At 38.8% G+C, this 25,198-nt stretch carries 20 protein-coding genes; 16 read left to right on the plus strand and 4 right to left on the minus strand.

The window, feature by feature from the left end:
* Nucleotides 1-2 precede the first annotated feature (2 nt).
* Nucleotides 3-1,802 (plus strand): ABC transporter ATP-binding protein, encoded by a 1,800-nt coding sequence (locus HUU81_RS07630; RefSeq protein ID WP_199611626.1) that lies wholly within the window; start codon nt 3-5, stop codon nt 1,800-1,802.
* A gap of 228 nt (nt 1,803-2,030) precedes the next feature.
* Entirely contained in the window at nt 2,031-3,149 is a 1,119-nt protein-coding gene (locus HUU81_RS07635) for a beta-ketoacyl-ACP synthase III (protein WP_199611627.1), read from the plus strand.
* Between the two features lie 163 nt (nt 3,150-3,312).
* On the opposite strand, the gene asnS is transcribed toward HUU81_RS07635, so the two are convergent.
* Nucleotides 3,313-4,713 (minus strand): asparagine--tRNA ligase, encoded by a 1,401-nt coding sequence (gene asnS, locus HUU81_RS07640; RefSeq protein WP_199611628.1) that lies wholly within the window; start codon nt 4,711-4,713, stop codon nt 3,313-3,315.
* Nucleotides 4,714-4,964: 251 nt separating this feature from the next.
* Between asnS and HUU81_RS07645 the strand changes: the two genes are divergently transcribed.
* The 6 genes from HUU81_RS07645 (at nt 4,965) to HUU81_RS07670 (ending at nt 10,644) form a co-directional block, all read left to right on the plus strand.
* Nucleotides 4,965-5,318, plus strand: a complete 354-nt coding sequence (locus HUU81_RS07645) for a hypothetical protein (RefSeq protein WP_199611629.1) — start codon at nt 4,965-4,967, stop codon at nt 5,316-5,318.
* 17 nt (nt 5,319-5,335) lie between these two features.
* Complete coding sequence (locus HUU81_RS07650) at nt 5,336-5,779, plus strand: AAA family ATPase (protein ID WP_233520594.1); 444 nt, start codon at nt 5,336-5,338, stop codon at nt 5,777-5,779.
* A 195-nt stretch (nt 5,780-5,974) separates the two neighbouring features.
* A complete protein-coding gene (locus HUU81_RS07655) occupies nt 5,975-7,117 on the plus strand; it encodes an XdhC family protein (protein ID WP_199611630.1) in 1,143 nt (380 codons plus the stop codon).
* Nucleotides 7,118-7,139: 22 nt separating this feature from the next.
* A complete protein-coding gene (locus HUU81_RS07660) occupies nt 7,140-7,865 on the plus strand; it encodes a nucleotidyltransferase family protein (RefSeq protein ID WP_199611631.1) in 726 nt (241 codons plus the stop codon).
* Nucleotides 7,866-7,881: 16 nt separating this feature from the next.
* Entirely contained in the window at nt 7,882-8,382 is a 501-nt protein-coding gene (locus HUU81_RS07665; RefSeq protein WP_199611632.1) for a (2Fe-2S)-binding protein, read from the plus strand.
* Nucleotides 8,383-8,406: 24 nt separating this feature from the next.
* Complete coding sequence (locus tag HUU81_RS07670) at nt 8,407-10,644, plus strand: molybdopterin cofactor-binding domain-containing protein (RefSeq protein ID WP_199611633.1); 2,238 nt, start codon at nt 8,407-8,409, stop codon at nt 10,642-10,644.
* Between the two features lie 180 nt (nt 10,645-10,824).
* Here HUU81_RS07670 and HUU81_RS07675 read toward each other — a convergent pair whose 3' ends face one another.
* On the minus strand, nt 10,825-11,259 hold the full coding sequence (locus HUU81_RS07675; RefSeq protein WP_199611634.1) for an ATP-dependent zinc protease family protein: 435 nt from the start codon (nt 11,257-11,259) through the stop codon (nt 10,825-10,827).
* A 131-nt stretch (nt 11,260-11,390) separates the two neighbouring features.
* Between HUU81_RS07675 and rimK the strand changes: the two genes are divergently transcribed.
* From rimK to HUU81_RS07705, 6 genes are all read left to right on the plus strand, one after another.
* Nucleotides 11,391-12,296 carry a 30S ribosomal protein S6--L-glutamate ligase gene (gene rimK / locus HUU81_RS07680; protein ID WP_199611635.1) on the plus strand — a complete coding sequence of 302 codons (906 nt, stop codon included), beginning with the start codon at nt 11,391-11,393 and terminating at the stop codon, nt 12,294-12,296.
* A 2-nt stretch (nt 12,297-12,298) separates the two neighbouring features.
* Nucleotides 12,299-13,306: a succinylglutamate desuccinylase/aspartoacylase family protein gene (locus HUU81_RS07685; RefSeq protein ID WP_199611636.1), complete on the plus strand. Its 1,008-nt coding sequence runs from the start codon at nt 12,299-12,301 to the stop codon at nt 13,304-13,306.
* A gap of 178 nt (nt 13,307-13,484) precedes the next feature.
* Nucleotides 13,485-16,382: a DUF748 domain-containing protein gene (locus HUU81_RS07690; protein ID WP_199611637.1), complete on the plus strand. Its 2,898-nt coding sequence runs from the start codon at nt 13,485-13,487 to the stop codon at nt 16,380-16,382.
* A gap of 146 nt (nt 16,383-16,528) precedes the next feature.
* Entirely contained in the window at nt 16,529-16,771 is a 243-nt protein-coding gene (locus HUU81_RS07695; RefSeq protein ID WP_199611638.1) for a hypothetical protein, read from the plus strand.
* Nucleotides 16,772-16,896: 125 nt separating this feature from the next.
* Complete coding sequence (locus HUU81_RS07700) at nt 16,897-17,394, plus strand: hypothetical protein (RefSeq protein WP_199611639.1); 498 nt, start codon at nt 16,897-16,899, stop codon at nt 17,392-17,394.
* Between the two features lie 157 nt (nt 17,395-17,551).
* The gene (locus HUU81_RS07705; RefSeq protein ID WP_199611640.1) at nt 17,552-19,105 is read left to right on the plus strand and encodes a TIGR04141 family sporadically distributed protein; all 1,554 of its coding nucleotides are present in this window, start codon (nt 17,552-17,554) and stop codon (nt 19,103-19,105) included.
* A 52-nt stretch (nt 19,106-19,157) separates the two neighbouring features.
* Here HUU81_RS07705 and HUU81_RS07710 read toward each other — a convergent pair whose 3' ends face one another.
* Nucleotides 19,158-20,948, minus strand: a complete 1,791-nt coding sequence (locus HUU81_RS07710; protein WP_199611641.1) for a M61 family metallopeptidase — start codon at nt 20,946-20,948, stop codon at nt 19,158-19,160.
* A 391-nt stretch (nt 20,949-21,339) separates the two neighbouring features.
* Here HUU81_RS07710 and HUU81_RS07715 point away from each other — a divergent pair, with 391 nt between their 5' ends.
* On the plus strand, nt 21,340-21,735 hold the full coding sequence (locus HUU81_RS07715) for an acyl-CoA thioesterase (protein WP_199611642.1): 396 nt from the start codon (nt 21,340-21,342) through the stop codon (nt 21,733-21,735).
* An 86-nt stretch (nt 21,736-21,821) separates the two neighbouring features.
* Here the strand turns inward: HUU81_RS07715 and gap are convergent, their stop codons facing one another.
* Nucleotides 21,822-22,829, minus strand: a complete 1,008-nt coding sequence (gene gap / locus HUU81_RS07720; protein ID WP_199611643.1) for a type I glyceraldehyde-3-phosphate dehydrogenase — start codon at nt 22,827-22,829, stop codon at nt 21,822-21,824.
* 238 nt (nt 22,830-23,067) lie between these two features.
* On the opposite strand from gap, the gene HUU81_RS07725 reads away from it, so the two are divergent.
* Entirely contained in the window at nt 23,068-24,945 is a 1,878-nt protein-coding gene (locus HUU81_RS07725) for a 4-alpha-glucanotransferase (protein WP_199611644.1), read from the plus strand.
* Nucleotides 24,946-25,198: the final 253 nt, after the last annotated feature.

The raw sequence follows: 25,198 nt of genomic DNA on the forward strand, positions 1-25,198 counted from the left end.
GAATGGAAAACGCATCGGATACGGTAGCGATTAATGATAAAGCCGGCAAAAATAGTGCTCATTTTTCGCGCTTGGGCTTAGTTAAAGAATTTGCTCCGCGCTTACTTTTAGGGCTGTGTATCATGGCGTTAACAGTTGCACTACAACTTGCTTTCCCAAAGGCCATTTCGTATTTTATTGATAACGTTCAGCAGGTACATCAACCTTCTTGGTACTATACCTTTGCCATTGCAGCCCTAGTGGCGTTAATCATTCATTCTGTAGCAACGGCCCTTAGGTATTATTTATTTGAGACTGCTGGCTTGCTCATCGTGACTAAAGTTCGACGAATTCTACATTTTGCTTTAATTAATCAACCCATCGCATTTTACGATAAACACAATATCGGTGAATTGACTAATCGCTTATCTAACGATGTCGATATGCTGCAAGATACACTGACTATGGGTTTAGCTATTTCGTTACGTTCATTACTTGTGTTTATTGGCAGCATAGTGATGTTGGTGATGATTTCCCCTTTGATGTGTATAACACTGTTGGTTTTAGTGCCAGCGAGCTTTTATGCGGGAAAGTGGGTTGGCGATAAAATTCAGACAAAGTCTAAAAACATTCAGCATATACAGGCAATGTGCTCGAAAGTGGCTCACGAAAATTTTTCAAATATCAAATTAGTCCATGCCTTTAATAAGCAAAATAAAGCGAAGTCGCTTTATATGGACGAAACAGAAAACGCTTATCAAACAAATGTAGGGTATACCGCTTTTATTGCAAAATTTCAGGGTGCTACGTCTTTTATTTTATATTTAACTTTACTGATAACGCTGCTTATTGGTGCAAACTTAATCGCAAAAGGTTCAATCACGATTGGTGAATTGACCAGTTTTGTGATTTACGCGGGCATGCTAACTAGCTCGGTTAGTGCAATTAGTGACTTTTGGAGTGACTGGATGCGCGCTATGGGAGCCACCGATCGCATTTTCGAGATAATAGAGGATGCAGATGTAGAAAAAAATAAAATAAGAAATGTAGATGTAAAAAGTGATGAGCTCTCAGGGGCAATTCAATTTAATAATGTGGCCTTTAGTTACCCAGAAAGGCCAGCACAATATGCGTTAAAGGATATTAGCTTAATCATTGCGCCAGGAGAAAAAGTTGCGCTGATTGGGCCTTCAGGGGCAGGAAAATCAACTATAGCAAGTTTGCTGTTAGGCTATTATCAAGCAAATAGTGGCAGCATTACTTTTGATGGTAAAAGTTACCCCGATTTAACTGTGAATACTATTCGTGGTAACACTGCAATTGTTGAGCAAGAACCTTCATTATTTTGCACAAGCATTTTAGATAACATTGCTTATGGGGCAAAAGCTAAGACAGCGACAGAGCAAGAGGTGATTCAAGCAGCGAAAAAAGCAAATGCGCATGATTTTATTATGAGTTTCCCTGAGCAATATAACACGTTAGTTGGCGACCGTGGTGTGCAGCTATCTGGTGGTCAAAAACAGCGTATCGCAATAGCGCGAGCATTGTTAAGAGATCCTAAAATTCTCATTTTAGATGAAGCAACCAGCGCATTAGATTCTGTTAGTGAACGTCAAGTTCAAGGTGCATTAGATAATCTCATGCAAGGTAGAACTACAGTTATGATTGCACACCGATATTCTACAATTGCAAAAGCTGATAAGGTATTCATTATTAATAACGGTGAAATTGTAGAGCAGGGTACTCATCATGAATTAAGCATGAGTAAAAATAGCTTTTATACTGAACTGGTTGAGTCACAAAAAATCTCGGAAGCAAGTTAAGAAGGTACAAAAGCAATGAGTGTTGAAATCTTTTGTCATATATTTTAGCGATGCGAAGAGGGTTTAACAAAGTAAGTGGCGGCATGCTGGTTACAGCAGGTGCAATGATAGCATCACTAAATAAAACCGCTTTGTAGTTAATAGCCACTTTGAATGTTTACTCAAGACTTGATTATTTACCCCTTAAAGCCCGATAATATGCGCCTGTTTTTCTTATAGGTAGTCGCAATGACAAATGTTGTAATTTCGGGCACAGGATTATTTACGCCTCCTCATACTGTATCTAACGATGAACTTGTAGCAAGCTACAATCAATATGTTGATAAATTTAATGCTGAAAACGCTGCTGATATTGAAGCTGGCACAGTATCGCCGATGCAACATTCTAGTTCTGAATTTATTGAAAAAGCATCGGGTATTAAGTCACGTTATTTAATGTATAAAGATGGTGTGTGTGACCCTAATGTAATGCAACCAATTTTTGATAAACGTGCCGCTGAAGAAATGCCTGAAATGGTTGAAATGGCATTAAGCGCGGCAAAAGAAGCGCTAGCACAAGCTAATAAAAAGCCTGAAGAAATTGATCTAGTTATTGTTGCCGCTTCAAATATGCAACGCCCATATCCTGCATTGGCGGTTGAAATTCAGCATTATTTAGGTGCAAAAGGTTACGCCTATGATATGAATGTAGCTTGCTCATCTGCAACTTTCGGTATTATTAACGCGATTAATGCAGTAAAAACGGGTAATGCAAACGTTGCTTTAGTTGTAAACCCTGAATTCACGTCGCCAAATTTAAATTTCAGAAACAGAGACAGTCACTTTATTTTTGGTGATGTGTGTACAGCAACAATTATTGAAAAAGAAGAAACGGCACATACTGAAAATGCGTTTAGAGTGTTAGGTAATAAGCAAACCACACAGTTTTCAAATAATATTCGCTGTAATTATAGCTATACCGATTATTTGCATGGGTCAGTGCCTGCTGAAACACCATATTTTCATCAAGAAGGGCGTAAAGTATTTAAAGAGTTATTACCTATTGTAATAGACGTTATTGGTGGTCACCTTCAAGAGCAGGCATTGCCAGTGGAAGACATCAAACGTATGTGGTTACACCAAGCTAATATCAATATGAATACGTTTGCAGTTAAAAAATTATTAGGCAGACCAGCTGAAAATGATGAAGCGCCATTAGTGTTGGATGAGTACGCAAATACTGCGTCTGCAGGTTCGGTTATTGCCTTCCACAAGTACAAGCAAGGTTTTGAGTCGGGTGATAAAGGTATTTTGTGTTCGTTTGGTGCAGGCTATTCTGTGGGCTGTATTAGCTTAGAAAAAGTGTAATCTTTCATGCTGTTTTTATGAGTATGTTTGTTCTGAACATACTTTTAATAACGTCATCACTCACAATAAAAAAGAGGCCTAATTTATAAGCCTCTTTTTTTTAATTTCATTAACCGTATTTTTTGCTAATTATATAAGCAACAAACTCTACAGGATTAATTAATTAGTAATTTGCTGTACCTGGCGCACGTGGGAATGCAATTACGTCACGTACATTACTTACACCTGTTACGTAAGACACTAAGCGCTCAAATCCTAAACCAAAGCCTGAATGTGGCACTGTGCCGTAACGGCGAAGGTCACGATACCAGCTGTAATCTTCGCGATCTAAGCCCATTTCCTCTAACCGTGCATCTAACACATCTAAACGTTCTTCACGTTGGCTACCACCAATAATTTCACCTATACCCGGTGCTAAAACATCCATTGCAGCAACTGTTTTTCCGTCTTCATTCATGCGCATGTAGAATGCTTTAATATCTTTCGGGTAGTTCATTAATACAATAGGTGCGCCAACACGTTCTTCAGCTAAGTAACGTTCGTGTTCTGAAGATAAGTCGATACCCCATGTAACAGGGAATTCAAATTTCTTACCACAATTTTGTAAGATTTCGATAGCATCAGTGTAGTCCATGCGTACAAAGTCTTGTGATGTTAGCTTTTCAAGGCGGTTAATTGCATCTTTGTCAACGCGTTGAGCGAAAAATGCCATGTCGTCCGCACGTTCTTCTAATACGGCTTTACATACATACTTAAGCATTTGTTCGGCTAAGGTTGCAGCGTCACTTAAATCAGCAAATGCGATTTCTGGTTCTATCATCCAGAACTCAGCTAAGTGCCTACTTGTATTAGAGTTTTCAGCGCGGAAAGTTGGACCAAACGTATAAACTTTAGACAAAGCACAACAATAGGTTTCAACGTTTAATTGGCCAGAAACTGTTAAGAAGGCTTCTTTACCGAAGAAGTCTTGACCGTAATCCACGTTGCCCTTGTCATCCATTGGCAAGTTCGCTAAATCTAACGTGCTCACACGGAACATCTCACCAGCGCCTTCACAGTCACTGGCTGTAATGATTGGTGTGCTGATCCAGTTGTAGCCGTTTTCGTGTAAAAAACGATGGATGGCTTGTGATAAGCAGTTTCTAACACGTGTTACCGCGCCCATGATATTTGTGCGCGGACGAAGGTGCGCATGCTCACGAAGGTATTCGATTGAATGGCGTTTTGCCGCCATTGGGTATGTATCAGGGTTTTCTACCCAACCCAGTACGGTAACGCTTTCCACTTGAATTTCGTATGCTTGACCAGCTCCTTCAGACTTAACGATGGTACCGTCAACAGAAACAGAACAACCAGTGGTTAGTTTAATAACTTCTGACTCGTAATTATTAAGAGAATTAGGTGCTACAGCTTGAATTGGATCAAAGCACGATCCGTCATGAATATTTAGAAAAGAGATCCCAGCTTTTGAATCGCGACGTGTGCGAATCCATCCTTTTACTGTTATCTTTTCACCGATAGCAACTTTACCTGCTAATGCGTCTACCACAGCTGTATGCGACATTATTTGAAACTTCCTCTTAATAACCTTTTAATAGGGGGATTGAATATGACTAAAACGAGGGCGTGCCTGAATCGTTTTAGCAAATAACTTTGAGCGGGTAATATTACTGCTGCTACGGGCGTGAGTCAAAGCTAATATGGCCTTAACTTCATTATATTTACTATCGCTATTTTCACTGTATCAAGTTACTGGTGTAATTCATTAAACTCATGCAAACTTATAAAGAGTTTTATAATGTTTTTTGAGCTGATATGAGTTGGAGTGGAAAAGACAGACGCCAAAGTAAAGAGGGCGCTAATACAGCGCTTAATTGGTTGTCATTACTTAGCTGGGCTGTATTTGTTGCAGCATTAATAGTGTTTCATTATGCCCGGCCTGAATTAGAGTATGGGTTACTAAAGTACTGGGGTATTAGTGTTCGTGAACATTGGGTGTTATCACTTAAAGATATTTTGTTTGGTTTGCTTGTGGTGTGTAGCTGCTTAAGTTTATTAAGTATGTATTACAACAAGAAGCGATTAAGGCGCAAACAAGATCATTTCAGATATAACTTTATGCTGCTATTTTTAGTGTCGGTTGCGACTATGTTAAGCATTTTAGTGTGAATAATGAGATTAGGCATATGACTAATATCAAGCAAGCTGTTATTTTGCGTGGTTTACCGGGCAGTGGTAAAAGCACCACAGTGTCACAATTAATCACTGAACGGCTGCCGAAAAGCCAACAGCACCTTGCAAAGGTGTGCAGTACCGACGCATTTTTTGTAAACAATGGCAAATATGCTTTTGATCAAAGCTTGTTACCTAAATATCATAATTTAAATATTGCCAATTTTATAAAAGCACTCGCTGACGGTGCCCCATTAGTTATTTGTGACAACACAAACATTAAAAAGTGGGAATTTGAGGCGTATAAACAAGCAGCTCTTGCATTAGATTATGACTTAGATGTCATCATAATAGGAGAAACATCAAGCCGTGTGGCATTAGAAATATATGCACAACGAAATACCCATGGTGTTTCTTTGGATGTAATTGAAAAGATGTCAGCTGAATTTGAAACCTAATCCCTGCTTAATATCTTTAACATGCCCCACTTTTAAATAAAAGATTGTCCAATTAAGGTATTTACCTGCTTAAAAATTAGTCTACTATTATTCTTATAAGAAATTACAGCGCTGTATTAGTTATGCTGGAAAGTTACTGATTATAAAGTACTTTCCATACTCATTACCTAACGCTCAAATTAATAAGAATAATAAATGAGTAATCGATTTCAGAATATTCTCCAATGGTGGTTTCCAAATAAAGATGAATTGCAATGGGTGTTAGCAACCATTGTTAACATTGAAGGTTCATCTTATCGCAAGCCCGGTGCCCGTATGCTAATTAACAGTTTAGGGCAATATAAAGGCATGTTAAGTGGAGGCTGTTTAGAGGCCGATATTTTACTTAATGCAAAAACTGTTATAGATGAAAACGCCAGCCGTACGATTCGTTATGACATGGCGAACGATGAAGACAGTGCGTGGGCTTTAGGTGTTGGTTGTGGTGGGATAGTCGATATATTGTTGCAACCAGTACACGTAGAAAACCAATATCTACAGCTCAATATAGTGTATGAGTATTTATGTAATAGTGTAGCGGTGCGTTACTATCAACATGTTCTAAACCATACTAATTATGTTGTACCGTATGTTAAAGCGGATGAACATACTCGTTACCAGCCTACTGGCGAAACCTCAGCCGATAGCCATACTGATGCTGTGTCAAACCAAGAAACATTATTAAACAGCGCCGATGAACTCGTCTTTTCAAGCGAAGTACAGCCTAACCCTAAACTGGTTATCTTTGGCGGTGGAAAAGATGCAATACCATTGTGCGATATGGCAAATGTGCTTGGTTGGCATGTCACGGTTATTGATAAGCGAACGAGCTATGCTCGGCGACATTACTTTAAACAAGCAGATTGCCTATTAAGTGCAGAAGAGTTGCCCGATATATGGTGGCACAATGTAAGCGCGACAGTCATAATGCACCACAATGTTGATATGGATGTGAACGCGCTTTTTACACTTGCTGAAAAACTTTTAACGTTACCACCTACATCTCCATCGTCATTACCACCTTCTAAACTTGCGTATATTGGTTTATTAGGACCATTTCATCGTAAAGAAAAAATACTTGACCAGCTAAATACTGAGTACGGTATTAAAGCGTCAGCGTTCCTCCCAGTATTAATTGACGGACCTGCAGGTTATGACATAGGTGCTGAATTACCCGAGTCTATCGCGCTAGCTATTTTATCTAAGGCACATGCAGAGATTGAAAATAAACACGCACGAAAATATAGCACTACTAAGCATGTAGCGGCAAAAGAAAAACTTGAAAGGCATAAGGAATAACCAGCGTACAAAGGAAGATGTTATGCAAAAATTGATTATCAAAAAAAAGAACAAATCATCTCAGCGGCCACTTAAAAATTTGGCCACATTGATTTTAGCAGCAGGACAAGCGTCCCGTTTTGGTAGTGCCAAGCAAGTTGCGATATTAAACAACGAGCCCATGCTATCTCATAGCGTAAGCATTGCCAGAAAAAATACGCCAAGTAATGTGCATGTTGTGGTGGGGGCCTACAAAAACCTTGTTACAGAACACTTACCGCAAGATGTAAATATTATTGAAAACAAGTACTGGCAACAAGGCTTGGGGTGTTCATTGGCTACTGGAATAAAGTTAATTTGTGATTACTATCAGCGTGAAGAGACTAGAAAACAAGGCAGTTGGCATAAAAAATTACTACCAAGGAAAGTGAAAAGCGTCGCGACAATTGATGGCGTCTTAATATTGTTGGCTGATCAAGTTGCTATTACAACACAAGACATAAAGCGGCTAATTACTTCTTGGCAGGCAGCGCCAACCAGAATTCATTGTGCATTTTATAATTCTCAATGTGGAGTACCAGCCATTTTTCCTGCGAGTTACTTTGAGCAATTACAAACGTTAAATCAAGATGTTGGCGCAAAACGCGTACTGATGAACAGTGAATCAAAACGGCAAATATCAATGCCCAATGCGGGAATAGATATTGATACACCAGAACAGCTAATACAGTGGCAACGTGCCCAAAATATTGAAACTGCGCACTTATAATATATTAGGAATCGCTATGGTCAAACTAACGATAAATGGCAAAAAATATGATTTAGACGTAAATCCACAGATGCCGCTGTTGTGGGCTATTCGAGATATAGCGAAGCTGACGGGCACTAAGTTTGGTTGTGGTAAAGGTTTATGTGGGGCTTGTACGGTTCACTTAGATGGAAAGCCAACACGTTCATGTATAACGCCTGTTAATGCCGCGCTAAAATCGAAAATCACCACCATCGAAGGCTTATCTAAACATAACGATCACCCATTACAGCTTGCTTGGCATGAGCATAACGTACCCCAGTGTGGTTATTGCCAGTCGGGGCAGTTAATGACGGCAGCAGGCTTACTTAGCGAGCATCAATCACCTACTGACGAACAAATAAATCAAGCTATGAGTGGTAACTTATGTCGCTGTGGTACATATCCCAGAATTAAAGCAGCCATTAAAACAGCCGCAAAACATGCAAATCAAATTGAAATAAAACAAGACTTATCGCCCGTTATTGCGGAACGTTAATTAACGCGACTAGGATGATTGAAAATGAATAATAAACATAAAGTTCAAAATATTAGTCGTAGAAACTTTTTAAAAGCAACAGGAATAACCACGGGTGGGCTGGTATTAGGAGTAGGATTACCTAGTTGGATGCCAGCATGGGCAGAGCAATATGACTCGTTGCATAAACTTAATTTATTTATCCAGATCAGCCCCGACAATACGGTTTATATTATTGCTCATCGTTCAGAAATGGGGCAAGGCATCAGAACTGGTTTACCGCAAATTGTGGCTGATGAAATGGAGGCAGATTGGCAAAAAGTAAAAATTATTCAAGGGCAAAGCAATAAAGCGTTCGGTAGCCAAAATACCGATGGTTCGCGCAGTGTAAGACGATTTTATACAAAAATGCGAGAGATGGGTGCGGTCGCAAGACATATGCTGGAACAAGCGGCAGCTAATCAATGGCAGGTGCATGTTGATGAGTGCGAAGCAAGTAACCACGTTGTTAAACACAGGCCAACAGGCAAACGTTTTAGCTTTGGCGAACTTGCAGAAACGGCTGCTAAGTTACCTATGCCAAAGTCTGAGCAAATAATTTTAAAAAATGAATCTAAATTTAAATATATTGGTAAGCCAATAAAAATTGTTGATTTACCAAACATTACCAGCGGCAATACGCAGTTTGGCGTGGATGTACAGTTACCAAATATGCTTTACGCTTCTATTGCGCGAACACCTGTAACAGGAGGGGCTGTGGCTTCTTTTGATAAAAAAGAAGCCATGAAAGTGGCAGGCGTTAGCCATGTAATTGAAATGCCAAATTATGAAGGTGCACCGTTATTTAACTCGGTTGCCGGAGTGGCTGTTGTCGCCAATAACACATGGAGCGCAATGGAAGGAGTCAAAAAATTAAATATAAAATGGGAAAACCCAATAGCCGATAACGCCAAACATAGTTCAGATGAGTATTTAAACATTATTACCAAAAATGCGCAGGCCGCTGGAAAGGTAAGCAGAAGCAAAGGGGATGTGAAGGAAGCGCTATCGCAAGCAGCCAATACTATCGACGCCACTTATACGGCTCCCTATTTAGCACATGCGACTATGGAGCCGCCCATGGCAACGGCGAACTTTGATGGCAAGAAGTTAGAAATATGGGCATGTACGCAAAACCCACAAGGTGTACAAGAATTCATTGCAGGTAAATTAGGTTTAGAACCAGAAAATATCGTGATCAACATTACTTTATTGGGTGGTGGGTTTGGTCGAAAGTCTAAACATGACTTTTCGGTTGAAGCTGCTCGATTAGCGATGCAATTGAAGCGCCCTGTTAAAGTTGTATGGTCTCGAGAAGACGACATTCAGCACGATTATTATCACTCTATCAGTGCGCAATATTACAAAGCGGGCTTAAACCAAAATAACGATGTAACAGCGTGGTTGCAGCGAACAGCATTCCCGTCTATAGCCAGTACATTTGAGCAAGGCGCAAATATGCCAGCAGACTTCGAATTGGGGCTAGGTTTTGGCAATACACCAATCGGTGTACAGAACTTACAATGCGAGAAATGTGAAGCACCAGCACACATTCGTATTGGCTGGTTAAGATCTGTCTCTAATATTCAACATGCTTTTGGTTTAGGTAGTTTCGTAGATGAAATTGCGCGCTATAAAAAGCAACCGCCCCAACAAACATGGATAGAGTTATTAGGTAGTGATGACTTTGACCCAAATGCAGAAGGGTTTAAATACAATAATAAAGACTATCCGCTAGATAAAAATAGAATCAAAAAAGTACTCGATAAAGCCATCAAAACATCAGGCTTTAGTCAAAACAACAAAAAGGGAGAAGGATGGGGCGTGTCGGTACATTATAGCTTTTACTCTTATGTTGCCGTTGCCTCAAAAGTCAGATTGGAAAATAACCAAGTTACAGTGCTGGAGATGCATTGTGTTAGCGATGTAGGGCAAATGGTTAATCCTGATCGGGTACATTCACAAATGGAAGGCGCAATGATTTTCGGCTTAAGTGCTGCACTTATGGGAGAAATATCGGTAAAAGATGGACGTGTAACCCAATCAAACTTCCACGACTATCCTATCTTAAGAATGAATCAATGCCCTGATATTCATATAGAACTAATGCCCAGCAAGCAAGTACCAACGGGTGTGGGTGAGCCCGGCGTTCCACCCGTAGCGCCAAGTATTACCAATGCCATTGTAGATGCTGGTGGTATGCGAATTCGCGACCTACCTGTTAATAAGCATTATGGTGTTTAGGGCAGTGTTGTCACTAAGAAACAAATGCTGATTAAGATTTGTGATAGATAAATTGCTCAAGTAGCCATCATATCGTGGAGGCGATTAGAAGGCACTATAAAATACTTGAGCTTAATTTTGATACTAGCATTTAAATAAAACGAAATCGGGTATCACATCATCAAATAATGTACTGGTAAATCAATCCTGCACAAACTCCAACTCAGGATCTACCACTAAACGGCCAATCATGGCTTCTCTACCAAGTAACATTAAATAACTCATGCTGGAGCGGTCGGTGAGTGTTACTTGGATTTCCCATTTTTCTTCGCCAATTACAATATCTGTCAAAATGGTGTAGCGGTGTTCAATTTGGCCGTTAGAGCTTTTTATGGTCTTTTCAGTAAGAACTTCTGCTTCTCTTCTTTCAACCTGTGAAACATTATGAACATCAGGGTGAATATCAAATGATATCCAGCGTCTTTGTTCTTTAAAAAATTCGGTAATGTTATCAACATGTAAGGAAGATGTGGCAGCGCCAGTATCGATACGAGTGTCTAAATGTTCAATATTTAGTAGTGGTAAATCGCAATGCTCAAGCGCACCAACTAATAATTTAGAATTTATTTTTTTCATTTGCATTCCATCTAAAACACGTCACACTCAATAGTGCCGCTATTATTAAGCGTATGATATATATTTGTTTATCTTTTCTAATAAGCGTTGTATATAGTAGGCCAAAATTAGCTAACTATAAAGGATCTAAAATGAAAATCGCAATTTTATCCCGTAATAAAAATTTATATTCTACAAAGCGCTTAGTTGAGGCTGCGAAAGAACGAGGCCATGAAGTAGATGTTATTGACACACTTCATTGCTACATGGATATAACGAGTAGTAAACCAACGGTTAGGTATAAAGGTGAGGCACTACCAAAATATGACGCGATTATTCCTCGCATTGGTGCATCGGTAACTTTTTACGGTACGTCTGTTGTGCGTCAATTTGAAATGATGGGTACTTTCAGCATTAATGAGTCTGTTGCGATTAGCCGTTCGCGCGATAAGTTACGCTCTATGCAATTGTTGTCGAGAAAAGGAGTTGGCTTACCGCGTACAGGTTTTGCAAACGAGCCAGATAACGTTAAAGATTTAATAAAAAATGTGGGTGGCGCACCTGTAGTGATTAAGCTACTTGAGGGAACACAAGGAATTGGTGTAGTACTTGCGGATACTGCAAAAGCGGCCGAAAGTATTATTGAGGCTTTTATGGGGCTAAGTGCAAACATCTTGGTTCAAGAGTACATTAAAGAAGCGGGTGGTGCCGATATTCGTTGTTTGGTTGTTGGTGAAAAAGTGGTTGCCGCGATGAAACGACAAGCAGCTGAGGGTGAGTTCCGTTCTAATTTACACCGTGGTGGTACGGCTGAAATTGTAAGGCTAACAAAAGAAGAGCGGGCCACAGCAGTGAATGCTGCTAAGGTGATGGGGCTGAATTTCTGCGGTGTTGATATTTTACGTTCGTCTCGCGGTCCTGTGGTAATGGAAGTTAATTCATCTCCAGGCTTAGAAGGTATTGAAACGTCAACAGGTAAAGATGTAGCAGGCATGGTATGTGAGTTTTTAGAAAAGAATGCTAAACCTAACAAGAATAAAACTAAAGGTAAGGGATAATAATGACTGATGATCTCGTCATTGCTGGTCATACATTTAAAGTTGGTGAAACGAAACAGGTTAAGTTACCTGTAGCCAAAACGTATACCGATACTGAAGTATCTATTCCGTTGCACGTGGTCAGGGGTAAAAAACCAGGGCCTGTCTTTTTTATAAGTGCAGCAATCCACGGTGACGAGCTTAACGGCATTGAAATTGTTAGGCGAATTATTCAATCTAAATCGATAAAACGATTAAAAGGCACGCTGATTGCTGTGCCTATGGTGAATGTATACGGTGTGTTAAACCAAAGCCGTTATTTACCAGATAGACGTGATCTAAATAGAAGCTTTCCGGGATCTGGCAAAGGTTCTTTAGCGGGCAGGTTGGCTAATTTCTTCTTAAAAGAAATAGTTGAGAAGTGTGATTACGGTATCGACTTACACACAGGTGCAATCCATCGTAGTAATTTGCCTCAAATACGAGCAAATTTAAAAGATGATGAAACGTTAGCAATGGCAAAAGAATTTGGTGTGCCAGTATTGCTAAATTCAGACTTAAGAGATGGCTCGTTACGCCAATCAGCGCTGGAATCAGGCACAAAGATTTTATTGTATGAAGCAGGAGAAGCACTGCGTTTTGATGAATTTTCCATTCGTGCAGGTGTAAAAGGCGTCAAGCATGTATTGGCTCACCTTGGTATGATTACAAAGCGTTCCAAAAAAGTACCTACCGACCCATTCATTGCTGATTCTAGCCAATGGATTCGTGCCGGCACTAGCGGGTTAGTGCTCGATAAGAAGCACTTGGGAGATAGGGTTGATAAAGGACAAGTACTAGCAGAAATTGGCGATGCATTTGGTAATAAATTAGATGAAGTTAAGTCTAAATATGAAGGCATCATAATTGGTAAACAAAATATTCCATTAGTACAAGAAGGCGATGCCATGTTCCACGTTGCCTATTTTGATAACCATGTAGAGGTGGCAGAGCACATAGAGCTGTTACAAGACTTCCACTCGCCTGAGTAAAGCTGAGTTAAATTTGCTCATCAGGTTGTAAGTATTTGATTTAAATTGCCTCAAACTGGATTTTTGGGGCAAATTTATGTTTAGATGGGGTTAATATTTTTGGTTGAGTGGCTATTAGGTTAACACAGCCTAACTTCTCGTTTTCTTCAAATACAATAATAAAGGTTTTATCCGATTTATGTTTCGTAGACTATTAGTTGCCATTTTCCTCTCGCTTTGTGTATTTCTGATTTTATTGACTGCCATTACCCCTTCCTTAGTGGTTTATTTTGCAGACGATCATCTATCGCAACAAAACTTACAATTAGACGTAAAAGAGTTACGGTTAAACCCTATTACCTTGGAGCTGTCGGCAAAACAAATCAAAATTACGCCATTAAATGCAACAGGGCCTGATCAAGATAAACCTTATTTAAAAATAACCAACTTTAATGCAGCGATATTAGCGCAAGAGCTGCTAAATAAACGCTTGGTAATAGAACAGATAAACTTGTCGGATAGTATTATCGAGATAAAAGAAGATATTAGCGAGGTTATAGATACAACAGCAGACGAAACTGATATTGAGCCCACTTCCCATTGGTTAATTGCGGGTTATCAAATACCCACTGCAACGGAAAAAGAACCTATTGAGGAAACGCCTACTCCTTCATTCATCAATGAATGGCGTTTTCATCTTTCAAAATTATTGTTCGACGATGTTGATATTCGCATCATTAAAGACGGCAGAACGAACAATATCTCGATAGATGCATTTGAGGTAAGTAAATTTTCGTTAAGTATTTTAAACGAACAAACAAAGTTTAGCGGTACGATAAATTTAAAAGCCTTGGTTGAAAAAAATCCGATTGATATGGATATAAAGCTTGCTCAAAGAGGGGAGGAGCTAACCGCTGAAATCGACATTAAACAATTCGACTTAGACTTTAATACACTTAAGCCCTATTTATTAGAGCAACCATTTACGCTTCAAGGATTGTTGTCTAGTAAGGCGTATCTTGTTGTAAATAAAAAGAAAGACATTATTACAGCAGAATTAAGTCGTGGAAAGTTTGATGTTGTAAATTTAGACACTTCATTTAAAGAGCAATCTACAAATTCAGATTATGGGTTACAGCTTGCGAATGCTTCGATTAATGTTGAGAGTTTAAATACGCAGTTCGAAAATGAGAAACTGCAAATTTTACACAGCGAAATTGCACTCACCACTCAAGAAGGTTTAGCACTATTAAAAAACACAGGTGACTTAATTGCTAAGTGGAACAGTATCAATATTCCTAGCACGCAATTTGTAATGCGTGAACAACCTACCGTCTCGTCGGCAAAAATTATAGTTGAAGGGCTAATTGCGTCGCAAACAGCCAGCCACATTTCAAAACAGAATCAACTTAGCCAGCAACAATCAAATACCAACGAATTGCCTAAAGTAACCAAAAAGGGCTTAGCAGAAAAATTACCTAATTTAGTAAAAAGCCTAACTAAACTTGGTAGCAAAAAAGAGGAAGGGCAGGCTTTAAGCGAACAACAGCTAAATGAAAAGAAAAGTACTAACGATTCTGATGAGCAAAAACAGCAGTTAGCACAAGCGACAACCGTTGTTGATCCAAAAACCACCCCCGCATTGTTAAAATTAAACACATTATCAATAGAGAATATTAATTTTGTGGAAAACAGCTTATCGATTGAAGATGTTGCATTGTCGGACGCACAAACCAATTTATTTTTAGATAAAGAACAACAGCTCTCTACGCTTATTGCATTTAGTAATGCGAAATCGGCTAAGCAAGATAACTCGGCAAACGATGCTGTTGATACTAGTGCTTCGGACGCCATTACTTCAGGCGATACTATCTCAGACAGTACTATCTCAAACAGCACTATCTCAGACAACACCACATCAAGTAGCACTGCGCTTGAAGCTAAAGCGACGTCTAAAGATACCGCGTTAAATAAGAATGCACCCAAACGTGATGAAAACCAAGCACAGCAAGTAGCCGAGCCTGACGTTGTTACCGCTAAAAACGAGAATAATAACAACGAGCTTACGGTGTTTGTGGGTAAAATAAGATTATTAGATAAGTATGCGCTGCATATTAAAGACCGCTCTGTAAGCCCAACATTCAATAAAATATTTAATATTAATACGCTGCAAGTTGAACACTTAAGCACTATTGCAACCCCTCAACCAATTACATTAATAACCAGTGGTACAGCTGGTAAATACAGTCGTTTTAACATTTCAGCAAGCACGCCTAGCTTGCAGTCAACCGACTCTTTTAACATTGATGGAGAAATAAAAGAATTAGCGCTTAACTCACTTTCAGGTTACTTAAGCAAAGCATTAGGGTTTGATGTTAAAACAGGTGAAATTGATTTAAACATTAACCTAGTAACCAAAAAAGGGCAGTTAGATGGCGAAGCAATCGTCGCGCTGCGCGGTATGCAGTTTGATGCAGTAGAAGATCAACAAACCAACATCGTTACTGAAAATAGCGCAATGCCTTTTAATATGGCGCTGGCTCAACTTGCAGACAAACGAGGAAATCTGGAACTAGAAATTCCACTCAGCGGTGATTTATCATCACCAAGTTTTGGTATGTCGAGTTTTATTGGCTTAGTGACTAAAAAAGCCGTCATGGAGAGCACCAAAAGTTATTTAATGCAAACCTTTGTACCTTATGCCAATGTTATTTCTGTAGCATTAATGGCTAGCGATCACCTATTAAAAGTTACTGTAAACGACTTAGCCTATAAACCCGCACAAGTTATTATTGATGAAGATGAGCAACAAGCATTCGTCGATGAGTTTCGTGCATTAATGCAGAAAAAGAAAAAGCTACAAGCACAAGTTTGCCCAATTGTGTCTACTTCCGACTTAGGCAACAATTCAAACATCAATGAAGGCAAACTAGATGATGAGCAAAAGGACGAATTAAGAGAGCTAGGACTGCAACGAGCGTATCATTTTATTGATGCAGTTATTGAAGATACCGATATTAGCTCAAGCCGAATGATTGTTTGCACACCAAAAATCAAAAGTGATATTAAGCCAGTATTAAGTTTTGAGTTTAAATAACACGTTAAATAAAACGGTAAAAGGCACAATGGAATATGCGGTGTAATTGACAGATTCAGTTACAGTTCAAACTTGTTAGTTGTTGTTGAATCTATTACAGTTTATACGCTGTTGAAACGCATTGTTTCAAATAAATGGAGATTAATATGGGTATATTATTGGAATTTATCCCAAGCTTATTTACCGTGCTAGCATTTGATTTTTTGTTTTATGTAACTGGCTCAATTATTTTGCGCGTTGTTAGTTTTGGCTTGTATAAATCTAAAATACACGGTTATGAAGAATTTAAAGAGCTAAAAACAAAATCGAGTAAAGCCTTAACACTGAAATATATTATTGGCGCTTTATTTTATGTGCTAGCTATTGTTGTAATTGTCATGCTCAATTAAGCACTATCCCAAATACAATGAATGGTGTGTGCAGTTGTATGGTTATATTAGAGAGAGTTTTGCGGGCCTAAGACTCTACAATGGTAAGAAATAAGCTTAAAAGCATCTTTAGGAATTTATAATGCATGAAAATTAAACACCTTAACTCGGGATTTATTATAGCTCTCCTAGGGGTTTTAGGTTCTTTAGCGTTGGCGATTTTTCAGTACAGTGCAACTCAAGATCAAAAGTTGAAGGATTTTGAAAAACAAAGGAAGGAAGAAGCATATAAGTCATTGATTTATTCGCTTAACGGTTTTTATGGTGAATTGAGCAACTGCCTTTCTGAGTCAGAAATACATAAATTACGTTTTGATTTTTCGAACCAAATGGATAATTGTTGGTTATATTGCTCTGATGAAATTGTATACAAAACTCAAGAGTTAATTAATGCTATAGCAAATAATGCCCCCGAAATAGAGCAATCAAGAATTAGAGACGAGGTATTTGTTGCTATGCGGAGAGAGTTTAAGCCAAAGACCAAATTAAAAGCAAATGAGTATGTTCGCCTAAATCCTGTGAAGCCTGATATGAAAAAATGTAATCTTCGTTTAGTAAATGGAAAAGTCGAAAGTAAAACTTGAGATTGTAGAAATATGGACTGTTGCCCCTGAAATTGTAGCTTGTGAACTTGGATTCACAAGTCAGGCATTTATCACGACAAAAACTATATGAATCTTAATATCAATTCAGATGTTATGAGAGATTGACTGCTTATTACATGGTTCAGAGAGGAATTAAATGAAGCTTAAGGTTGTTGCATATTTAATCAAAGAAGGCTACAAAGAAACTGACATAATTAACCGCGATAAAAAAGCTAAGAGAATTGATGTCGATATAAACGGTAAAAGGAACAGTCTTTATATTAAAAGCGCAAGATCTAAGCCTAAGTGGAGTGGAATTTTTACTACTCATCCGAATGTTGATGAGTCCATTTTTTTCTCTGAGAGTGTATGTGGAATGTTTATAGTAGAAGCGCATGGAAGGTTAATTGCTTTTACATTTGGGCATGCTAAGTCACTGCTATTACCAGTCGTCATTCAACGTGGTTTCGGCTTAAGGGTATCACTGAACCTTGGCGACTCAGAACAAATTAAATCAATCGATAAGGCTACACTGAATAAAGTTGCCCTGAAGACTCGCTCTCAAACCTCTAAAAATACAAATGTCTCAGATTTTGACTTTGAGTTTGACCATGAAATTCTAAAATCAATATCTGCTGTTGTCGAAGCTGATCATGATGAATTAGAAATTGTGTCTGGTAGCGACTCCGTTTCTCTTTACACAAAAGTTAGTCTCGAAGAGCTACCTCAAATTGCTACAAGAATTATGTCTGCATATATGTCAGATAAATATTTACTCAATTATCCGTGGATAGACTTTATTCAACCTGTGACTGACCCTGACACTATCTTCAACCTAAATGATAATATTATTCATAGGCTAAACTCTCAGAACTATGAGTCGATTTGGATCGCGTGCCCAGAAATTATGGATTATGATGACTTCTCTGGCTTTGTATATACAAAGAGGACAAAACAAGGTTGCTCGGTATGTATGCACCCTGAACTAGACTTGAAGTCATACGTTAAGGAAACAAAGTTTAAACTGCCTACAAATGTTGAAATATTGAAACGTAAACAAGTATACGCCTATAACTCCGACGAAGTAGAGGTTAAAGCTTGGTCACTCTTTCGTTGCTTCAATGTGGAGGTCGAGTTAGATGGAGATATCTTTGTATTAAATGATTCTCAGTGGTACAGACTTGAGAAAAAATTTAGTGATTCGGTAAATGAGTTTTTCAAACGCTTACCTCGATCGACAATTGATTTTCCACCATATGGGGCTCTTACTGAGGGCGAGTATTTGAGGAAAATTGCTGACGGTGAAAATTTCGCCCTTTTGGATCAAAAATGGATCTATCCGCAAGGTACAGGGACTCGCATAGAGTTTTGTGATTTGCTTTCACAATGCGATGCATTTATTCATGTTAAAAAGTACGGAGCCTCTTCGGTATTGAGCCACTTGTTTTCACAAGCAACAGTAGCAACTGAGCTGTTGTTAAACGATAACACGGTACTCAGTCAGGTTAACTCGTATTTGGATGATACATATTTAAGTGTTGTATTTGATAAAAATAAGTCTCCTCGTACCCACCGAGTTGTTCTAGCGATCATGCATAATAAACAGGGCGAAGTACATCTACCATTTTTTTCTAAAGTAAATCTCCGACATCATAGTAGAAGGCTACAAAATATGGGATTCACAGTCGAAATCACTAAAATTAACGCATAAATAAGTAGTCAAGCGCCAATGAGTTAACTGCGTTGATTAGTAGGTGTTTCGCTTATCGCGCTTTTAACCAAAGCTCTGTACGTGCTTCGTCATTAACTGTTAACGCAGCAGCATGATGCTCAGGTTTATCTAGTACTAATGTTTTTGCCATAAGAATATTATCTCGAAATAAATGGCATTCAATACTGCTTTGTTCAATCAGTCCTTTTAGCACATTCTCAATATTTTTCTCTGTGACTTTAACTCCATCAATCGCGATGATATCGTCGTTTGCGGCAATTCCAGCTTGTTCTGCTGGAGAATCTTCAAATACGTTCGTAATTTTTAACGTTTGATTAGTTGTTTTATATAAGAAACCTAAATAAGGCGTATTGGCGGTACCTTGTGCTTGAGACTCAAGCGAGTTAATTGTTTTGCTTGGGTTAAATTGCAGCGTTACACCAAATTCTTTTAGTAACTCAGCAAAGGGTAAGTCTTGGGTTGTGTTGATGGCGTTATCGATTTCTGCTGATAAGTCGGTAGTCGCAAATAATGAAATTAAATCTGTTATGTCTTGCTGTTCTGTTCCAATGTTTTTCTCGCCATGCTGTTTCCATAGCGCTTTCATCACGTTGTCTAAATTATGCTTTCTATTTGAGTGTTTTATGATAAGCAGGTCAAAATACAATGCTATTAATCCACCTTTGGCGTAATAACTCACAATATTATTGGGGGCATCTTCAGCTTGTTTATAAAACTTAGTCCAAGCATCAAAGCTAGACTCAGTGACGGATTGCTTTAATCTGCCCTTACCACGGTAAACGCGGCTAAAAGTTTTCGCTAATAGCGTTAAATACTCTTGTTGATTAATAATGCCAGCTCGATATAACACAAAATCGTCGTAATAAGAGGTGAAGCCTTCATACGCCCATAATTGCGTTGTATAGGATTCTTGATCGAGTTGATATGGCATAAATGTAGCGGGTTTTATGCGTTTAACATTCCATGTATGAAAGTACTCGTGGCTACATAAGCTAAGAAATGTTTTGTAATCGTCAGATAGGGCTGCGTCATTTTTGAAAGGGAAATCATAACGCCCGCAAACTAAAACGGTTGAGTTTCGATGTTCTAAACCACCAAAGCCAGACTCTTGGATATTGGTTAAGAACCAGTATTCATCCATGGGATAAGGCGCAGTAAATAAGCTTAATTGATGTTCACAAATTTTTATTAAATCACTTTTTACTCGCTCTAAATCTGCGTAATGTTTGCCCGATAAAATTAAGTAATGAGGAATTCCGCACGCAGAAAAAGAAACAATGTCAAAGTCGCCTATTTCAACTGGGCAATCGATTAACTCGTCGTAATTATCAGCATGATATAAACCAAAGTTGAAAATTTCAGTAGATTGACCGCGCTGTAATCCGGTGGCTACTTGCCAGTTTGGCATGTCGTCACTGGCTAATATTTCTATATCGCAGCCTAGATGTTCATATGTTTTGGCGGTTAAGAATAAGGACGTACCATTAAAAAAGCCTCTGGTATCGTCTAAATAAGCCGTACGTACTGATAGGTCAAATGCATAAACTTGGTATGTGATACGAACGGGTTGGCCTGTAGGGTAAATACGCCAAGTTTGTTTATCTAGTTTCTCTGACGTAAGTTCGGTGCCGTCTTGAGCGTTGGAACAAGCAATTGTAATAATATTTTTAGCAAAATCACGGATCATATAGCTGCCCGGTATCCAAGCGGGTAGGTATATATCCATCGGAGTGTCATCCTTAGGAAAAAATGACATGGTTACGTTGTAAATATGTTGATTTTTTGCACTTAAATCGACGGTATATTTAATGTTTTCTTGCATGTCATTTTCCAGTTTTTGTAGATGCATATGAACAGTGATGCTAATTCTTATTGAAGTCGCAGCGTTGTTGACGACATGCATTTACCATCCTCACTTAGTTTTCTCACTTAGTTTTTTAAGATGATGGAGGTTTATATGTTCGTCGATTAACTACGCCTGCAATCAGCGTGAGTATAGAATAATTTATATAATGTTAGATAACATCTTCTTTTTAAGCTATTTTTATGAAAAGTAGGTTTATTACAAATTTTCTTTGTATGGTAACAGGTACGATGTGTTAAAATTTCCAAGCTGTAATTCCACGTCAAATCGAATACGCAATTCTTACCTCTCTAAGTATTGTTTATGCTTAGTAGATAAATACATCATTTCTTAATTTACGAGAACATTAATGGAAAAAGCTAAACTCATTGCCGTTAGAAAAGAACGCTCTATCGTTAGAACGACTAAAACCGTTTTTCCGGGTAGAACTAATCATCACAATACGTTGTTTGGTGGTGAAGCGTTGGCTTGGATGGATGAGGCCGCATTTATTTCTGCCACGCGCTTTTGCCGCAAACCTTTAGTGACTATTTCGTCTGATAAAGTGGATTTTAAAGAAGCCATTCCGTCTGGCTCAATTGTGGAAATTGTTGCAAAAGTTGTTGAAGTAGGTAACACCAGTATTAAAGTGCAAATAGATATTTACGTTGAGAACATGTTTAAAGATGATCAACACAAAGCGATTTCTGGAGAATTTACGTTTGTGGCTTTAGATGAAAATAGAAAGCCTACTAGCGTCATTTAACTAACGTTGATTAATTAGCGTTTAATTGGCTATGCTGACTCATCTAGTTTATACATTTGAGTAACAGCATAGCTTGTTTATTGCGGTTAGGCGCTCATTAGCTCAACAGTATTGTCTAACATTCTATTACTAAATCCCCATTCATTATCATACCAAGCCATTACCTTGATCAATTTATGCATCACACGGGTTTCAGACAATTCAAATATTGCAGAACTAGGGTTATGATTAAAATCGACCGATACCAGCGGCGCTGAATTCACACTCAGTACACTTTTTAACGGGCTAGTTGCGGCAGCTTGGGTCATGATTTCATTCACTTCTTCTACTGATGTATAGCGCGATGCCACAAATGTGAAATCGACTAATGATACATTGAGTGTAGGAACGCGAACGGCAAGCCCATCAATTTTTCCAGCCAATTCAGGAATGACTAAACCCACCGCGGCGGCTGCACCTGTTTTAGTCGGGATCATCGAATGAGCTGCGGCTCGTGCACGCCTTAAATCGTCATGGTGCACATCTGTTAGGCGTTGATCATTAGTATAAGCATGAATTGTATTCATTAACCCTGAATCAATGCCGATGGCTTCATGAAGAGGTTTGGCGATGGGAGCAAGGCAGTTTGTTGTGCACGATGCATTAGAAATAACCGTCATATCCGGAGTAATAATGTGATGGTTAACGCCATGCACAATGGTTGCATCTACACCTTTAGCGGGCGCTGAAATAATGACTTTTTTTGCGCCTGCAATTATGTGCGCATTGGCGGCTTCTTTACTTTGAAAAGCGCCAGTGCACTCTAGTACAACGTCTATATTCAATTCAGCCCAAGGTAATTGTTCTGGGCTACGCTCTGAAAACATTCGAATTTCGTCATTGTTAACGTAAATTGCTGTGTCATTATGTTCTACTTGTGCATTAAACCGACCATGTGCAGTGTCGTATTTCAAAAGGTGTGCGCTGGTTTCAGCGTCACCTAAGTCATTAATTGCTACAACACTAATAGGGTAGTGTTTTTCTGCTTCATATAGCGCGCGTAACACATTACGCCCAATACGACCAAATCCATTAATGGCTACTCGAATACTCATAACATCACCTGCAAAATCAAATAATGTAGTAAAATTACAACAAATGTGATTTTTTACAAGTGATTTATTCGTTTTTAAGTAATTAAGTGTAATTTAATTACTTGTTTATATTCTTAGCATGACATGCTCGTCGCTTAACACTAAACTATAGCAGCGTTAACTATTCTGTATGTCAGCATTCGATTTACTGCTTCTGTTATAAGCAACCCACACGCGCTAATGTTTTTAGGATAATAATATGAAACAACAGGTTATTGAGTTTTTAGCTGAATCTAAAGGTATTGCGACAGTATACCTCGACAGCGATGGTAATGAAGTGAATGTAGAACCCGCGCTGATTGAAAACGCGCTGCGCTGCATGGGTTATTCAACTCATGACGATAACGAATTAGCGATTCAGGCAGCACAGGAAGTTGATCAATATTGGCTTACAGCATTAAATCCCGTTTATATAGTTGAGCGCGAGCAAGATTGGGAATTTGAAGTGCGTTTACCCATTGAGTTTGTAAACGATGAATTAGTGCTAATCGTTGAATTAGAAAATGGTGGCCAGCAGGAATTCATGGTTACACCAATTCTTGGTGCGCTAGTTGGTTCGCATGATATTAATGAAGGTGAATTTCAAGCGTACCATTTAGAGTTAGAGCAAAGTTTACCGTTAGGCTATCACACGGTGTCGTTGTACGAGCGAAATGTACCCGAGCCTCTTGGCGTTTCACTGTTAATTGTTACCCCAGAAAAAGCGTATGTATTTGAGCCTGATCGCTCAGAAGGCAGTCTAGAAAATAATTTATTAGAACTGATTCTGCCTAGTGACACGATTGAAGTGAAAGGTATGACAGTTGATGCATGCAGAATGCACAGTGGCGCACGTTGGGGCATGGTAGATTTTAGAGATTTACAACTATTTGCTAAGCATGTTTTTGAGAGTCAATCGCAAAATAATTTTGAGTTTGTGGGGTTTGATTTAGATAGTAAGGGCATTAGCCCCGAAATGTCGCTAGTTCGGTACGGCATGGCCTCTATTAGCTTTATCAATATTGAAAAGGTGGTTGGCTTCGCGCAATCTAAACAAGTGCAAACGCTTTATCAAAGTGACAGCTACCAGCAATCGTTAGCTGAGTTACGTCAGCAGTCATGTATAACAAGTGAGCATATTCATACTTTAACCCAGTTAAAAATAGATTTATTAATGCCACTTTATACTTGGTTTATTGAGCACAAAACCCAGCACGAAACACTCAGTGATGAATTTAACGTGTTTCAAGAAAATTGCGATGTAGCGTTGTTAAATGTTCTGAAAAAAGACCTGTTAGCAAGTAAGTCTGACAAAGTAGGACTTGATGCTTTTATTTGGATGGTGTGGTTAGCTGAACGTCAATTTACTGCACTTAAATCGTTAATTCAGCTAGGTGCAAGCCAATGTGGCGCTGGGCAATATGATATATGTTTACCCTTCGAATTAGAATCAAGCCTAGTGTGCATGCAAGCGCGAGCGGAATTAACTGACGACGCTACGAGCAATAACAAAGGTGAGCACCACTTATTTTTCAATCAGCTTAAAATAGGTAAAAGCGAAGGGTGTGATACCGATGTTCCGGTTACTAATCCGCTGAATATTGGTGAGCTTTACAAACAAGCATTTAAACCGTTAGTGATTGCGCTACAAAATGTGATGAGTAAGAGTTCCATCATTAAGCTGCCACCTTTAATGACGTTATTGCATAGGTGGGTAGAGCCTGTGGCAAACGACCTTAAAATAGAAAACAAAGAGCAAGGTGTTTATGTGTATTACCCATTTTCAGAGCTATTAGCCATCATTAAGCTAGAAAGCCAGCGAAATAACTGTAGTGTGATATTTGATGCTAATGACGGCGAGCAAATGCCAGACGAGCTATTATCTCAAGTGCTTGATGAAGGTTTTATTATGATGTCTAACGGTGCAGAGGCTGAAGATGAAGACGCAGAGACGGTAACGCACAGAATGAAAGCATTTCCTCTCTCTCATATGCTAAATGAAAATAAAACTATTGAGGGAACTGCAAAACGTTATACTCAATCTTTAAATGAGTTACTTGAAAACGATGCGTGGATGACTACGCCATTTCCTTCTTAACGGGTATTGGCGCAATTTCATTATTGCTTCATTCTTAGTCTATTCAGCTTGAGCCGGTAAAGGTGCTAGTCATTTGCACCTTTATTACCCCTCCATTATTCCTTTATGACACCTCTAGTACGCCCTTATCACTCCCTTAGTACTCATTTAGTCACGCTTGATTTAACACCTACTTCATTAACACCTATGTAGATAAAGCTAGGGAGATTTACCTTACTGAGGGCCAAATAGTCAGGAAAGGTTAATAAGTACT

The sequence above is a fragment of the Flocculibacter collagenilyticus genome, assembly GCF_016469335.1.
Classification (GTDB): Bacteria; Pseudomonadota; Gammaproteobacteria; order Enterobacterales; family Alteromonadaceae; genus Flocculibacter; species Flocculibacter collagenilyticus.

Excerpts from the sequence above, each read along its gene's own strand:
- HUU81_RS07630 (WP_199611626.1), top strand. The coding sequence starts at position 3 with ATGGAAAACGCATCGGATACGGTAGCGATTAATGATAAAGCCGGCAAA.
- HUU81_RS07635 (WP_199611627.1), top strand. The coding sequence starts at position 2,031 with ATGACAAATGTTGTAATTTCGGGCACAGGATTATTTACGCCTCCTCAT.
- asnS (WP_199611628.1), bottom strand. The coding sequence starts at position 4,713 with ATGTCGCATACAGCTGTGGTAGACGCATTAGCAGGTAAAGTTGCTATC.
- HUU81_RS07645 (WP_199611629.1), top strand. The coding sequence starts at position 4,965 with ATGAGTTGGAGTGGAAAAGACAGACGCCAAAGTAAAGAGGGCGCTAAT.
- HUU81_RS07650 (WP_233520594.1), top strand. The coding sequence starts at position 5,336 with ATGACTAATATCAAGCAAGCTGTTATTTTGCGTGGTTTACCGGGCAGT.
- HUU81_RS07655 (WP_199611630.1), top strand. The coding sequence starts at position 5,975 with ATGAGTAATCGATTTCAGAATATTCTCCAATGGTGGTTTCCAAATAAA.
- HUU81_RS07660 (WP_199611631.1), top strand. The coding sequence starts at position 7,140 with ATGCAAAAATTGATTATCAAAAAAAAGAACAAATCATCTCAGCGGCCA.
- HUU81_RS07665 (WP_199611632.1), top strand. The coding sequence starts at position 7,882 with ATGGTCAAACTAACGATAAATGGCAAAAAATATGATTTAGACGTAAAT.
- HUU81_RS07670 (WP_199611633.1), top strand. The coding sequence starts at position 8,407 with ATGAATAATAAACATAAAGTTCAAAATATTAGTCGTAGAAACTTTTTA.
- HUU81_RS07675 (WP_199611634.1), bottom strand. The coding sequence starts at position 11,259 with ATGAAAAAAATAAATTCTAAATTATTAGTTGGTGCGCTTGAGCATTGC.
- rimK (WP_199611635.1), top strand. The coding sequence starts at position 11,391 with ATGAAAATCGCAATTTTATCCCGTAATAAAAATTTATATTCTACAAAG.
- HUU81_RS07685 (WP_199611636.1), top strand. The coding sequence starts at position 12,299 with ATGACTGATGATCTCGTCATTGCTGGTCATACATTTAAAGTTGGTGAA.
- HUU81_RS07690 (WP_199611637.1), top strand. The coding sequence starts at position 13,485 with ATGTTTCGTAGACTATTAGTTGCCATTTTCCTCTCGCTTTGTGTATTT.
- HUU81_RS07695 (WP_199611638.1), top strand. The coding sequence starts at position 16,529 with ATGGGTATATTATTGGAATTTATCCCAAGCTTATTTACCGTGCTAGCA.
- HUU81_RS07700 (WP_199611639.1), top strand. The coding sequence starts at position 16,897 with ATGAAAATTAAACACCTTAACTCGGGATTTATTATAGCTCTCCTAGGG.
- HUU81_RS07705 (WP_199611640.1), top strand. The coding sequence starts at position 17,552 with ATGAAGCTTAAGGTTGTTGCATATTTAATCAAAGAAGGCTACAAAGAA.
- HUU81_RS07710 (WP_199611641.1), bottom strand. The coding sequence starts at position 20,948 with ATGCAAGAAAACATTAAATATACCGTCGATTTAAGTGCAAAAAATCAA.
- HUU81_RS07715 (WP_199611642.1), top strand. The coding sequence starts at position 21,340 with ATGGAAAAAGCTAAACTCATTGCCGTTAGAAAAGAACGCTCTATCGTT.
- gap (WP_199611643.1), bottom strand. The coding sequence starts at position 22,829 with ATGAGTATTCGAGTAGCCATTAATGGATTTGGTCGTATTGGGCGTAAT.
- HUU81_RS07725 (WP_199611644.1), top strand. The coding sequence starts at position 23,068 with ATGAAACAACAGGTTATTGAGTTTTTAGCTGAATCTAAAGGTATTGCG.